This window comes from Paenochrobactrum gallinarii (genome assembly GCF_014205685.1).
GTDB classification, from domain to species: Bacteria; Pseudomonadota; Alphaproteobacteria; order Rhizobiales; family Rhizobiaceae; genus Paenochrobactrum; species Paenochrobactrum gallinarii.
Genome location: NZ_JACIIU010000001.1, coordinates 292,807 through 305,895 on the forward strand (window position 1 = coordinate 292,807; position 13,089 = coordinate 305,895).

14 protein-coding genes, 1 tRNA gene and 1 pseudogene are annotated in these 13,089 nt (G+C 47.8%); 8 read left to right on the plus strand and 8 right to left on the minus strand.

Annotation, left to right across the window (positions count from 1 at the left end; genetic code table 11):
- The first annotated feature begins 88 nt into the window (after positions 1-88).
- Positions 89-1,744 (plus strand): alpha/beta hydrolase, encoded by a 1,656-nt coding sequence (locus FHS77_RS01395; RefSeq protein WP_184218888.1) that lies wholly within the window; start codon positions 89-91, stop codon positions 1,742-1,744.
- Between the two features lie 15 nt (positions 1,745-1,759).
- Positions 1,760-2,509: a class I SAM-dependent methyltransferase gene (locus FHS77_RS01400; protein WP_184218891.1), complete on the plus strand. Its 750-nt coding sequence runs from the start codon at positions 1,760-1,762 to the stop codon at positions 2,507-2,509.
- On the opposite strand, the gene FHS77_RS01405 is transcribed toward FHS77_RS01400, so the two are convergent.
- The 3 genes from FHS77_RS01405 to FHS77_RS01415 form a co-directional block, all read right to left on the minus strand.
- Entirely contained in the window at positions 2,510-2,695 is a 186-nt protein-coding gene (locus FHS77_RS01405; RefSeq protein ID WP_184218894.1) for a hypothetical protein, read from the minus strand.
- A gap of 189 nt (positions 2,696-2,884) precedes the next feature.
- Entirely contained in the window at positions 2,885-4,441 is a 1,557-nt protein-coding gene (locus tag FHS77_RS01410; protein WP_184218897.1) for a TerC family protein, read from the minus strand.
- A 456-nt stretch (positions 4,442-4,897) separates the two neighbouring features.
- Positions 4,898-5,575 (minus strand): DedA family protein, encoded by a 678-nt coding sequence (locus FHS77_RS01415; RefSeq protein WP_184218899.1) that lies wholly within the window; start codon positions 5,573-5,575, stop codon positions 4,898-4,900.
- A 498-nt stretch (positions 5,576-6,073) separates the two neighbouring features.
- Between FHS77_RS01415 and FHS77_RS01420 the strand changes: the two genes are divergently transcribed.
- The 3 genes and pseudogenes from FHS77_RS01420 to FHS77_RS01430 all read left to right on the plus strand — a co-directional run bounded on the left by FHS77_RS01420 (position 6,074) and on the right by FHS77_RS01430 (position 7,417).
- Positions 6,074-6,149: transfer RNA gene (locus tag FHS77_RS01420), tRNA-Lys, on the plus strand.
- A gap of 139 nt (positions 6,150-6,288) precedes the next feature.
- Positions 6,289-6,846: a P-loop NTPase family protein gene (locus tag FHS77_RS01425; RefSeq protein ID WP_184218903.1), complete on the plus strand. Its 558-nt coding sequence runs from the start codon at positions 6,289-6,291 to the stop codon at positions 6,844-6,846.
- Positions 6,847-6,853: 7 nt separating this feature from the next.
- Positions 6,854-7,417, plus strand: a pseudogene (locus FHS77_RS01430) (AAA family ATPase).
- Here the strand turns inward: FHS77_RS01430 and FHS77_RS01435 are convergent.
- Positions 7,414-7,623, minus strand: a complete 210-nt coding sequence (locus tag FHS77_RS01435; RefSeq protein ID WP_184218906.1) for a hypothetical protein — start codon at positions 7,621-7,623, stop codon at positions 7,414-7,416. The pseudogene FHS77_RS01430 and the gene FHS77_RS01435 sit on opposite strands and share 4 nt — an antisense overlap.
- Before the next feature lie 161 nt (positions 7,624-7,784).
- Here FHS77_RS01435 and FHS77_RS01440 point away from each other — a divergent pair, with 161 nt between their 5' ends.
- The gene (locus tag FHS77_RS01440; RefSeq protein ID WP_184218909.1) at positions 7,785-8,084 is read left to right on the plus strand and encodes a helix-turn-helix domain-containing protein; all 300 of its coding nucleotides are present in this window, start codon (positions 7,785-7,787) and stop codon (positions 8,082-8,084) included.
- Positions 8,085-8,137: 53 nt separating this feature from the next.
- Here FHS77_RS01440 and FHS77_RS01445 read toward each other — a convergent pair whose 3' ends face one another.
- On the minus strand, positions 8,138-8,617 hold the full coding sequence (locus FHS77_RS01445) for a nucleoside deaminase (protein ID WP_184218912.1): 480 nt from the start codon (positions 8,615-8,617) through the stop codon (positions 8,138-8,140).
- Positions 8,618-8,837: 220 nt separating this feature from the next.
- On the opposite strand from FHS77_RS01445, the gene FHS77_RS01450 reads away from it, so the two are divergent.
- Together FHS77_RS01450 and FHS77_RS01455 are read left to right on the plus strand one after the other, a co-directional pair.
- Positions 8,838-9,374, plus strand: coding sequence for a hypothetical protein (locus FHS77_RS01450; RefSeq protein ID WP_184218915.1), 537 nt, complete (start codon positions 8,838-8,840; stop codon positions 9,372-9,374).
- A 165-nt stretch (positions 9,375-9,539) separates the two neighbouring features.
- Positions 9,540-9,983, plus strand: coding sequence for a universal stress protein (locus tag FHS77_RS01455; RefSeq protein ID WP_184218918.1), 444 nt, complete (start codon positions 9,540-9,542; stop codon positions 9,981-9,983).
- Positions 9,984-10,041: 58 nt separating this feature from the next.
- Here the strand turns inward: FHS77_RS01455 and FHS77_RS01460 are convergent, their stop codons facing one another.
- From FHS77_RS01460 to ilvC, 3 genes are all read right to left on the minus strand, one after another.
- A complete protein-coding gene (locus tag FHS77_RS01460; protein ID WP_184218921.1) occupies positions 10,042-10,956 on the minus strand; it encodes a PhzF family phenazine biosynthesis protein in 915 nt (304 codons plus the stop codon).
- 122 nt (positions 10,957-11,078) lie between these two features.
- Complete coding sequence (locus FHS77_RS01465) at positions 11,079-11,789, minus strand: NUDIX hydrolase (RefSeq protein WP_184218924.1); 711 nt, start codon at positions 11,787-11,789, stop codon at positions 11,079-11,081.
- A gap of 220 nt (positions 11,790-12,009) precedes the next feature.
- The gene (gene ilvC, locus FHS77_RS01470; protein ID WP_184218927.1) at positions 12,010-13,029 is read right to left on the minus strand and encodes a ketol-acid reductoisomerase; all 1,020 of its coding nucleotides are present in this window, start codon (positions 13,027-13,029) and stop codon (positions 12,010-12,012) included.
- Positions 13,030-13,089: the final 60 nt, after the last annotated feature.

The following is a 13,089-nucleotide window of genomic DNA, read 5'->3' on the forward strand; positions in this document are numbered from 1 at the left end:
CTAAGCACCGCTCCTGTTCTTTATTATATGCATTGTCGTTTCGGCTTTAAGTGCTGTCAATAAGACCAAATGCAACAAGGGGTGTGCGATGCGCCATTGGCTCTTAAGACTCTGGAACTCGTTTAATGCAATCGGGCTGCTAATCGGCACCCTGTTTTTTGCCGCTTCGCTAACCCCGAGCCTGTTGCCGCGCACCTATGTCATGCAAGGTCTGCTGTCAGGTGTAACACTTGCTGCCGGTTATGGTCTGGGCGTATTTTTTACAGCCCTCTGGATCAAGCTGGAATTGCCACGCTTCCAACCGAAAGTCCGCCGTTTCTTGAAAATCACCGGCAGTTCTTTCTGTATACCCGTACTGATTATTTTTCTATGGCGCACCGCCGAATGGCAAAATTCGATCCGTGCTTTAATGCAGCTAGAACCGGTGGAAACAGCACATCCGTTTTATGTCGCGATTATCGCCTCGATCAGCTTCACATTTTTAATCGGCATTGCACGTTTATTTAAATGGGTAATGCATATTTCCTCACGCAACGCACAGCGCTTTGCGCCAAAACCTATGGCTTATCTGCTTGGCGGTTTCATCGCTGTCACCATCTTTTGGAGTGCGGGCGAAGGTATCTTATTCCGCGGCGCCCTGCATTTGGCCGACTCCTCCTTCCGCGCACTTGATGAGATGATGGAACCGGATACCGCCCAACCGCTTGATCCGCTTAAAACCGGCAGCAAAGCATCGCTTGTAGCTTGGCGCGATCTTGGCCGTGAGGGGCGCGAATATATCGCCAATGCGCCAACGCAAGAAGATATCAGCGCTTTCCGCCATCAGCCGGCACTGGAGCCTATCCGCGTTTATGTTGGCCTGAATGCTGCTGACACGGTCGATGAACGCGCTAAACTTGCCTTAAAAGAGCTCATTCGCGCAGGCGGCTTTGAACGCTCCTCACTGGTGGTTGTCACCCCGACCGGCACCGGCTGGGTGGATGCCGAAGCAATGGATCCGGCTGAATATTTGCTCAATGGTGATGTCGCCAGTGTTGCCGTCCAATATTCTTATCTGGCGAGCTGGCTGTCGCTGTTATTTGAGCCCGATTATGGCAGTAAAACCGCACGCGCTTTATTCCGTGAAGTTTATGGCCATTGGACAAAACTGCCTAAAGACAAACGCCCGAAACTCTATCTTTATGGTTTGAGCCTTGGCGCATTAAGCTCCGAACGTTCGGCAGAATTGTTTGAAGTGATTGGCGACCCTTATCAAGGCTCGCTATTGGCCGGTCCGCCATTTCCAAGCAGTGTCTGGCACGCGATGACAGAAGCCCGCAATCCCGACAGCCCGTCATGGCTGCCGGTTGTGGGGGATGGTTCCTATGTGCGCTTTACTGCGCAAAAAGATGCGCTTGACCACGCTGCGGCACCTTGGGGGCCAATCCGCACCGTTTACTTGCAATATGCCAGCGATCCGATTGTATTTTTTGAATATTCGTCGCTCTATAGCAAGCCGACATGGATGGACGATCCGCGCGGGCCGGATGTTTCGCCGGAATTTCGCTGGTATCCGGTTGTCACTTTCCTGCAACTGGCGCTTGACCTTGCTATGGCAACCACAACCCCCATGAGCTACGGTCATGTTTATGCCGGAGAACATTACATTGATGGTTGGCGGGAAGTGCTTGATCTGCAAGATTGGAACACGGACGATTTAAAGCGTCTCAAAGAAAAATTCAGAGCCGATCGCGGCTCATTATAATATCTGAGTGAAAATATGAATAATCTTTATGGCCGCCTCGCCTCATGGGTCTATGAAGTTGATAAGCCAATCGGCAAATCATTTGGTGATGTCGAATTTTACCGTGACTGCCTGAAAGATATTGATGGCCCGGTGCTGGAACCAGCCGCCGGCAACGGCCGCATTCTTATTCCACTGCTGGAAGCCGGTATTCAAGTTGATGGCTATGATCTGTCACAAGATATGCTTGATTTATGCGAACAAGCACTGGAAAAACGCAATCTCAAAGCGGATTTGAGCAAAGCCGCCTATGATAACTATCAGGCAAAGCGCCAATATTCTGCACTCATCATTCCGGCCGGTTCTTTTCAGTTAATGACAGACACAGCAGAGATTGAGCGCGCCGTGCAGAATTTTGCCTCATCCCTCAAACCTGGTGGCAAACTGATTGTCGATATTTATCCGCGTCTTGATGAGGAAGAAAAACCGCGTGTGCGCCACTGGCAGGTTGGTGACGATCTGTTGGTTCTAAGCGAAACGCCTTATTCAATTGATTATTTCGCACAGAAAACTGTTTCACAATTGCGCTATGAACACTGGCACAAAGGCGAACTGCTCAAAACGGAACTGGAGCTTTTCAGCCTGCGCTGGTGGGGTGTTTATGAGTTTGAACTGCTGCTCAGACAGGCAGGCTTTCAACATATCAAACGCTCAGCAGACTACCAATATGGCGTCGAGCCAACAGATGGCTCATCATGCGTGACATTTGAAGCGGTGATTGAATAGTCACCAGATGCCGCGGTGCTTCCAGCACCAAAGCATATGTTCTTCACTTGGATTTTCACGGCGTTGCTTTCGTCGTTCAACTTCTTCTGCACTGGCTTTCAGGCGGGCAATTGCGCGCATCACAGCACTGTTCTGCAATGCCTGCAAGCCCAAAGCTTCATGAAAAAACGACGATAAAGGACGCATGAATCCCCTCAAAACTCATGAGTAATTAAGAGCGAACCTGCGGTTTTTGCCCGCTATTAGAAGCATCTGCCGCAGGTTAACAAGTTCTTAATCATCATAGTTTTCCGGCTTTTTGTCAATAACCCCACTAATTTTATCGATTTCATAACAGTGGTTTTACAAAAAAAGCCGGAAAATCAAAGGCTTCAATTATTCGTATTCTGAAGCAACCGGTGTGATGCGCACCTTGCCGACATGGCGTCCGTCCATGCTGACAATTTCAAACAGTAAATTATCAGCTGTGATTTTCTCGCCACCTTGCGGCAGATGTCCCAGATGCCAGATCAGATAACCTGCCAATGTGGTGTAACGATCATCTTCATCCACCAGATCACGACCAACAACACCGCTTAAACGACGAATATCGCTGAAACCATCTGCCAGCCAGCCACTGCCATCTTCAAGACGGCTCATCGAGCTTGTTTCATCCTCATCAGGAAATTCACCCGCAATAGCTTCCAGAATATCGGCTGGTGTCGCCACACCTTCAAACGAACCATGCTCATCCACAATCAATGCCATCTGAACCGGTGATGCACGCAATTGCTCCATCACCCGCAAAACATTGGCATTTTCATGTACGACCAATGGCTGTTTGATGTGTTTTTCCCAATTGATTATTCCGTTTTCACTCAAATCAATCAACAGATCTTTGACCAGTGCCACCCCCTGAAATTCATCAATGAAACCATGGGCTACAACCACGCGTGAATGATTAAGATTCTTGATCTGCATAAGGATTTTTGCCTCGTCCTGATCCAGATCAAGCCATTCAATTTCATTGCGCGGTGACATGATTGAGCGCACAGGACGCTCACCCAAATCCAACACCCCGCGGATCATTTCCTTTTCTTCCGGACGGAAAACATCACTTGCCGCCGTATGTTGGGCAATCACATCCACGGTTTCGGACAAGGCATCATCGCCACGGCCACCACCCAGCAAACGCAACACCGCTCCGGCAGTACGCTCACGCAAGTCATTGGTCGTAACCAGTTTTTCACGGTTGTGACGTGCCATCTGGTTAGCAGCTTCGATCAGTACCGAGAAGCCGATAGCTGCATAGAGATAGCCTTTCGGAATATGATAGCCAAAGCCTTCGATTACTAAGCTAAAACCAATCATCAGCAAGAAACCGAGACAGAGGATAACCACTGTCGGATGGCGATTGACAAAATCCATCAGCGGGCGCGATGCAACCATCATCACCCCCATCGCGATAATAACGGCAATGATCATCACCGAGAGATGCTCGACCATACCAACTGCGGTAATCACACTATCGAGCGAGAAAACGGCATCCAGCACAACAATCTGCGCAATGACCTGCCAAAACACGGCATGACCAATGCGGCCGCTCTCATGTTTGTTTCCGCCTTCAAGCCGCTCATGCAGCTCCATCGTGCCCTTGGCCAGCAAGAAAGCACCACCCAGCGCCATGATCAGATCACGGCCGGAGAAGGAGAAACCAATCGCGCTGAACAGAGGCTGTTTCAGCGTCACAATCCAGGAAATTGAAGCAAGCAGCACTAGACGCATTAGCAATGCAAGCGACAAGCCCAGCAAGCGGGCACGATTGCGCTGATGCGGCGGTAATTTATCAGCCAGAATGGCGATAAACACCAGATTATCAATACCAAGTACAATTTCCAGCAAAATAAGGGTCGTAAGCCCCAGCCATGCGTTTGGGTCTGCAATCCATTCCATGGCTGTTAAATCCTGCCGTAGCGGTTACGAGGGGAAGAGTACCGGATGCTTTGCGCCGGCACGTGAGACAATTGACTTGAATAATACGCAGCATTATCCGCGCATTGCTGCGGTGAAAACCACGCACGCAAAACAGCCGGCAACCATAATAATGCCTGCCCGCTTCCAAGGAAACTCAATTTTAAAGGAGAAATGCGCAGGTTAACATCAAATGCAACCTGCCTACTTCGCGGTAAAGATTCGTCAGAACTATCGTCTGGCATAAAGCGTAACACACCTTAAAATTTCAGGAAAAACAGCAAATTTAAGTACTTATCTTCCTTAAAAGAAGCAGAAAACGGTTATCACCGCTGTTGCTGCAACTGATTTTCCATAGGCTCCGGCACTATTGCCGGAGTTCGTATTATGAATAGTCGGCCTGTCACAATCAAGACCTGACCATGAAAATGACTTCACTTATTCAGAGCCGGTCTTTTCAGGCGTAGATTTGCGCAAACCACGTTTGCGCTCACTACGTGGCTGGTTCTTGAAATTTTTGACTGCAAAAACAGAAAAAACTGTGGTGACAACTGTAATAATAACGGTCAGCCAGATCATTGAGCTGCCATTCATATGCGACAAGACTCCGGCGCTGCGTGCAGCCAGCCAGCCCGGCAAGAACATTGCCGGCGCCCATACTACAGCCGATAAAATATTGGCTGCCTGAAAGCGCTTCTGATCCATTGACATAATGCCTGCAACAAGCGGCACAGTGCAGCGCACCGGACCAAAGAAGCGACCTAAAAACACTGCCCAGAAACCATAACGGCGGAAGAGCAAACGCGCGCGGGCTACACCGCTACGATGCTTATTCAACGGCCATTTATGAATGATGCTGCGGCCGACCCACCAGCCGAGAAAATACGAAATAATATCGCCTAAAACCGCGCCGACAATTGCACCGATGATAACAGGAATAGGATCGATCACGCCTGTGCCGATCAGGCCACCTATTAACAGCATGATTGCTGTTGCGGGGAAAAACATACCAATAATGGCCAGTGATTCACCAAACGAGATAATCCCGACGATAGGCCCCGCCCATTCTTTGTGCGCAGAGATAAAATTTCCCAGATCGCCAATAATGCTTTCCATACAGCCCTCAATGCATACAGCCCAAACGCGTGCTTTGAGTGCACTATCAGACAAATATCACGTTTACCTGACACAAACACAAAAATCACCCGATGCTCGGGCTGAGAATCATTCAACATTCGCTATATAAGCACCAAAGTTTAAAAACCTGAGCGATTTATATCGCAAATCACGCCTGTTTTTTCTGCAGACGGTTTTATATGGCATTCTGCATAAACCCTTACAAGCAGCTTAGAAAATAAACTTTAAATAGTTTAAGACTCACAAGCGCTGCATGACTGTTATAAGCTGGCTTTAAAATATTTTTCAGCAGTTACGATATCTATTTTATTAAAAATGTCATCCCAACAGGCAGTTTTGAGACAGATGCACGCTTAGTTTTCAAAAAAATATCAATCATCTGTCAAAAAATGCAAAAAAATGAAAGCTGAGGGTAGACAGGCTAAAAACATGTGTTTATAGAACCGATCACTTCTTGAGGCTGCGGCCTTGATGAGTGGGTGCGTAGCTCAGTTGGTAGAGCAGCTGACTCTTAATCAGCGGGTCACAGGTTCGATCCCTGTCGCACCCACCAAGCTTATCTAAGACATTGACAATCAACCGGCTCTGCCGGAAACTATTACTTACACATCGGATTGTAATCCTTTGTCTTTATATTCCCCCTGTCTTTCGCAATCGCCCTATATGTAACCGCATATTTTACATGGTGTATTATGCTGCCTTTAAAGTCTTTAGGGGAGCGAATTGTCATTATCGGCCCCTCCAACGCTGGTAAATCAACTTTAGCTGTCAGCATCGCACAGAAAGTTAATGCGCCTGCAATCCATCTTGACCAATATCATCACCTGCCCAACACAAATTGGCAAAAGCGCCCCGATGAAGAGTTCAGAGCCCTGCATGATCAAGCTATTTTAGCAGATAAATGGGTGATGGAAGGCAATTACAGCCAGTTGATGCCACAACGTATGGAGCGGGCAACTGGCGCCATACTGCTAACATCAAACCGCTGGTTGCGGCTTTACCGTTATTTCAAGCGCACACTCATTAATAATGCTGATCGTGCAGGACACTTGCAAGGCGCGCATGATAGCGTCAAACGGAGCATGATCGATTGGATCATATTCAAAACCAAAGACAGCGACAAAAAATACGCCAAACTATTGCAGGCATCCAGACTTCCTCTCGTGGAAATACACTCAGCCAAAGAGCTTAACGCACTTTACCAAACGTGGAATTTAAGCCGCGGGCATTGCATAACCCAACAAAAATAGATTTTTCATGAACCACATCTCAGATCAATTCATCATTCTGACCGGTGGCCCCGGAGCCGGAAAAACCAGTCTTTTAGAGAACCTCAAGAAAGAAGGGTTTCAATGTTCCGATGAGGCCGGCAGAGGAATTATCCAATCTCAAAACCTGATCAATGGCCCATTTCATCCATGGCTCGATCCGAGCGGCTTTGCCTAGCAAATGCTAGGTTGGGAAATGCGATCATGGCATATGGCAGAAAAAGACGAGCTGCCCGTTTTCTTTGATCGGGGCGTTCCCGATATTATCGGTTACCTGCACTTATCTGGACTGACGATCCCTCAGCATATTTTGAGAGCCGCAGAGCACTACAGATATAATCGTAAGGTTTTCATTCTTCCGCCGTGGCAAGAAATTTATGTTCAGGATGCCGAACGTAAGCAAAATTTTGATGTGGCGGTCAGCACCTATCAAGCCATGGTTAGAACCTATACTGATCTTAGCTATGAATTGATCGAGGTTCCCACCGGCACTATTGAATCACGCACACGCTTTATTCTTAACCAGACAGCTGCAATTTTTGGCGCATTTTAAGTTTGTTTACCTGCCATATAGCCAACCCAGATCAGTAATAGTCCGATGGCAGTGGGAATATAAAATACAATCACCGCCCAGTCAGAAGTGAATTCCAGACATTCAAAAATGCCTGCATTGCACCAAAAATTGCTCAAATAATAAAAGTAAAAAATGCTGCACGCACAGATGATCAAGCCAAGTGCAATTAAAATAATTCGGATCATCAAAACTCCAGCACAGCAATGACTATTTCGCGATGTAAGCGCAATAATAGCTTGAAATTACACGCAGCCCTAGCAAGATTATAAAAAAGGCGGAACCAAGCCGGTTTTCAATCATTACAATAACAGACATGAATCATTTCAATAACCGGAAGGAGATCCCAATGATAACCGGCCCGCTTTGCCGTGCAGCACGCGCCTTAACAGAAATCTCGCGCGACAGATTAGCATCTGTTTCCGGTGTGGATACCAAAATCATCGAGCATTTTGAACGCCAATTGGACACCCCCGATGATGCCACGATTGAAAAGCTGCAAGAAACACTGGAAAATTTAGGTGCAGTCTTCATCCCTGAAGACACACGCGGCGTCGGTGTACGCCTGAAATTCACCGCCTCTGAAACAAAGCGCCTGTCAACGCTTGAAAGCGAAGGCGGCATCGTCCGCCCAGATGATGTCCCTTGATCGGCCACCTCCAAAGCGCCCCTTTCGGGGCGCTTTAAAATTAAATCAACACCTCATTTTGCGCTATGAAAGCGAATATGCAATTCGCGCACCTGACTGGCAAAAGGCTCAACCGGCCCTTCAACTACAGTATCGCTGATTACATCAGTTATACGTAATGGCTTCACTTTTCCTGCCTTCACGCCAAGTTCGGACAGCCAGACGACCAATTGCTCAGTGGAACTGGCATAAACAATCCGGCCAAGCTGTGCCCAGCCATGCGCCGCGGCACACATCGGGCAATGTTCGCCTGATGTATAAACTGTTGCACCCTGACGTTCTGCCAAAGTCATGTTTTGCCCTGCCCAGCGCGCAATCGCAAATTCAGGATGCTGAGTGTGATCTCCGGCTGCCACATGATTGTGATCTTCAAACAGAATTTTACCTTCCGATGAAACCAGCACAGAGCCAAATGGCTCGTCGCCCGCATCAACCGCAGCCTTTGCCAGCTCCACACAGCGCTGAAGAAATTGATGATCTTTTTCCGTAATCATGTCAGTTCCCTTTCCCATCCATGTGCAGGCACAGTTTTTCATCAAAAAAACGCGGCATGCATAATTCTGCCGCAGTCATCTATTTCATTAAATGAAACAAAATCAATTTTTTAGCTTGAAGTATATAATTGCTCATTGAATAAATTATATTCAATAGATTTATCATTAATAAAAGTGATAAATTGAAGCGTGCATCAACTGAACGGAAAGGAATTTAATAATGGCCATTACCCGTAAAGATGAAGATCGTGCCCTGAATAAAGATGAGCTTGAGCTTGTTACAAAATCTCGTCATCCGGAGCTTCAAGACCTTTCTGATGCCGAGCTTAAATCTTTGATTAAACTGATGCGTGAGCGCCGGGAAAAAGCAAAAGGAGCAGCCAACCAGCGCCGTCGTGAAATGAAAGGGCGCAGCAGCCCGCGGGGGGCAACGGCCTCGACAGCAGATGACGGTTCACGTTTGAAAGTTCGCGTTCTCGCCATGGCCATGAGCCGCCTGAATGCAGAAAACCAACGCCGACAGCAAATGGCCGCTCATCTTGAGCTTGTTGCCAATGCCGAACATGCATTAGAGCTCAAAAAAGCAGCCGCAGACAGCAAAGTGCCTTTCAACACCCGCCATGCTCATAAGGGCGTAAAAAACACGGCTTCCATCCGTGCGCAAAACCTCATCAACCCGATGGAGCGTGGCCGCCAGAAAAAAGCTGCCAGTGTTGCGCAGGCCAAAAAAGATACGCGTCAACAAAACGCGTCCTGATAATTTTAAAAGCGAGGCCAGCGGCTTCGCTTTTTTTCTTGGCCAACGAATGAAGTCCCGCAGACTTTACATGGCCGGTTAAAATATATTAGTGGCCATTGATTATGATCATTGTCCCCCCTCTCCAAAGGCAGCATTTTATCCAAGCGATAAAAGGGTACTCACATGTATAATCATATTCTCATCACCACAGACGGTTCCGCTCATTCTGCAAAATCAGTTGATCAGGGCTTGAAGCTGGCGCAAAAGCTAAGCAGTAAAGTAACTATTGTTACCGTGACTGCTCCTTATACTATTTCTGGTCTGCCTGGCGGCTGGACAGACACGCAAGCCTTCATTGACCAATATGAAGAAGAGTGGAAAAACTTTGCCGAAAAAACCTTGAGTGAAGCAAAAAAGCGTGCTGACGAGCTCAATGTTACGGTTGAAACTCTGCACACCAGCAATGTTTCTGCTGCTGACGCTATTCTCGCCGCATCAAAAAAACTAGGTTGCGATCTCATCGTTATGGCATCACATGGCCGCACTGGCTTGAAGCGTATGCTGCTTGGCAGCCAGACCAATGAAGTGATCAATATGAGCGAAGTACCGGTTCTAGTCGTTCGCTGATTAAAGTATATTCATTACGATAAAAAGAGCAGTTTATTAAGGCTGCTCTTTTTTATTCTCAGATATAAAGATGTCCTTCGGCTACTTTTACCGCACTGCCGCCAATGCGCGCATTGGTAATTTTTTGCTGTTTAATATCTAGTTCGAGCCGGATGCGCGACTGGCGCTCCATTTCAATGCCCTGCTCAATCCAGATCTGCGTCTCGCCATCAAGCGGCTGATCAAATTTATGCACCACACCCGAAAAAGCCGCTGCGGCTGATCCTGTTGCCGGATCTTCATAAACATTGCCCTCGGTCACAAACATCCGCGCATGATAGTCACTGTCAAACAGCCGTGTGTCGCGGCAATAAATATAGATCGGCAGTGAGCGGCCATTCACATTGGTGAGATTTTCGCGCACAAAAACCGGATCAACCGAAACTTTGGCAGCGGCAATCATATTGGCCACAGGCACCATCAGATAAGGCGCACCAGCACTCCACACACCGGGTACATGGTTTTCAAAGCCGATTTCATGCGCACCAAGCCCTATGGCTGCGGCGGCTTCCTCTTTTTCAACCTTGATGTCCAGTTGTTTTGGCAATTGCGGCAGATCAAACTCGGCAAAGCTGACTTTACCTTGACTATTGACCACACAACGCACTAAACCGATTTTTTCTTCCAGCACGACAATCTGATCGACTTCCGTTTCGCTCTTCAGCTTTGCAGCCAGCGAAATTGCCGTGCCAACGGTCGGATGACCTGCAAAAGGCAGCTCAAAATTCGGGGTGAAAATGCGCAAAGCAGCCATATGCAGCGGATTTTCAGGCGCAGAGATAAAAACCGTCTCAGACAGATTAAATTCACGCGCAATGGAAAGCATCGCAGCATCGCTCAAATCTTGAGCATCATGAACAATCGCCAACGGATTGCCAGCCAAAGCCTTATCGGTAAAAACATCATAGACTTCATAAAATCTTGCAGATGACATCCGGTAATTGCCTCACAGAGCTACCAAAACCTAAGGTTTCTGCCGCTCGGTTTTTTCAGCGGCACCTCATTGCGCCTCTATAGATAACCAATTTTATTACAATGTCATCTGCTGGTTACAGTTTATTTGCCACTAAAATGCCAGTCAGCAAATGCCCTCACATATGTGGGCGTCACCTCTCCCATCACACCTGCGGCAGAAATCGCAATAACATCATCCAGTTCCGGTTCGGCTTGCTGTGATAATGTCTCACGAATTGCTATTATCAATTCAGCGGCTGTCTTCTCAAAATAATGACGTTTGAACAAAGCGATCGAGCGATTGCCGGTCACAAGTGCATAGCCCTCCTCTACGCGTGCATCCCGCAAATCGAGCCCCGTCTCTTCTTTCACCTCGCGCTGCATATTATAATCATAATCAACTCGCCCCTGTTTCACATCATGATCATCAATTGACCCAGCCGGAAAATAAATACGTGAGGCACCCGCCGTTGAGCCTGCCATCCGCGCAGCGATCAGCACATTATCTGATGAAACAATGACGCCGATGCCGAAAATATGCCAAGGACGTACTGGTTCTGAATCTTTGCGCCAATACATCAAGGTCGCATAAGCATCGCGGATAAACCCTGCTTCAAGCACACCATTGTTAAAACGTGCTTCAGGTGCCAGATAAAGCTCACCATTAAAAAGCGTAGGTTGTTTTTGTATGTCCTGCCGCCAGTTTTCTGCAATGGCCTCACGATGTTTTACCGCATAATCAAGTGGCCCGTCGATAATGCGCACATCAACCTGTGTGGCTCGGTAAACAGTATTCTCACGACATTCATTCATCGGCTTGCCCCATTTAACGCATGTCGCACCATAGCGCACAGCACTTGCAAGTTTAAACAGCGGATGATCAAAAAATATCAGCCAATAAAAAACCGCCCTGCCTTATTTAAAAGACAGGGCGGTTTTTAATCATACGGCCATTGCCAAATGAGTTGCCCGCCTTACCGGCCAGCTTGTTATTAGCAATCGCCCACGCGACCAAAGCCGCGAAAATAATAAATTAGTTGCGTGCCTTGTCGACCAGCTTATTCTTGGCAATCCAAGGCATCATACCGCGCAGTTTTTCGCCAACTTCTTCAATCTGATGATCGTCGTTCATGCGACGGATGCCCTTGAAGCGGGATGCACCGGCTTTATATTCCTGCATCCAGTCAGAGGTGAACTTACCGGTCTGAATGTCGTGCAGAATGCGCTTCATTTCCTGCTTGGTTTCAGCAGTGATCACACGTGGGCCGGAAACATACTCACCCCACTCAGCGGTGTTGGAGATCGAGTAGTTCATGTTGGCGATACCGCCTTCATAGATCAGGTCAACGATCAGCTTCATTTCGTGCAAGCACTCAAAGTAAGCCATTTCAGGTGCGTAACCTGCTTCAACCAGAACTTCAAAGCCAGTGCGGATGAGTTCAACAACACCACCGCAGAGAACTGCCTGCTCACCAAACAAGTCGGTTTCGCACTCTTCCTTGAAGGTGGTTTCGATAACGCCGGAACGACCGCCACCAACGCCTGAAGCGTAAGACAGAGCCAGATCATGGGCATTACCGGAAGCATCCTGATGGATCGCGATCAGGCAAGGAACGCCGCCGCCCTTCTGGTATTCACCGCGTACGGTGTGGCCTGGGCCCTTAGGCGCGATCATGACAACGTCAACGGTCTTTTTGGTTTCGATCAGGCCGAAATGAACGTTCAGGCCGTGCGCGAAAGCAATTGCAGCACCATCACGCAGATTTGCGTGGATGTGGTCTTTATAGATGTCGGCCTGCAATTCATCAGGGGTCGCCATCATCATCAGATCAGCCCATTTGGCTGCATCTGCAACATTCATCACTTCAAAGCCGTCAGCTTTAGCTTTAGCAACGGTTGCTGAATCTTCACGCAGTGCAATGCGGATTTTTTCTGCACCGGAATCTTTCAGGTTCAGTGCGTGTGCACGACCCTGTGAACCATAACCAACAATAACAACATTTTTGGTTTTGATCAGGTTTACGTCGGCATCACTATCATAATAAACGCGCATTTCGAGTTTCCCTTATGTTAAAGCGTGTTATTTTTTAAGGCGTCCTTGCGGTTGCCGTTC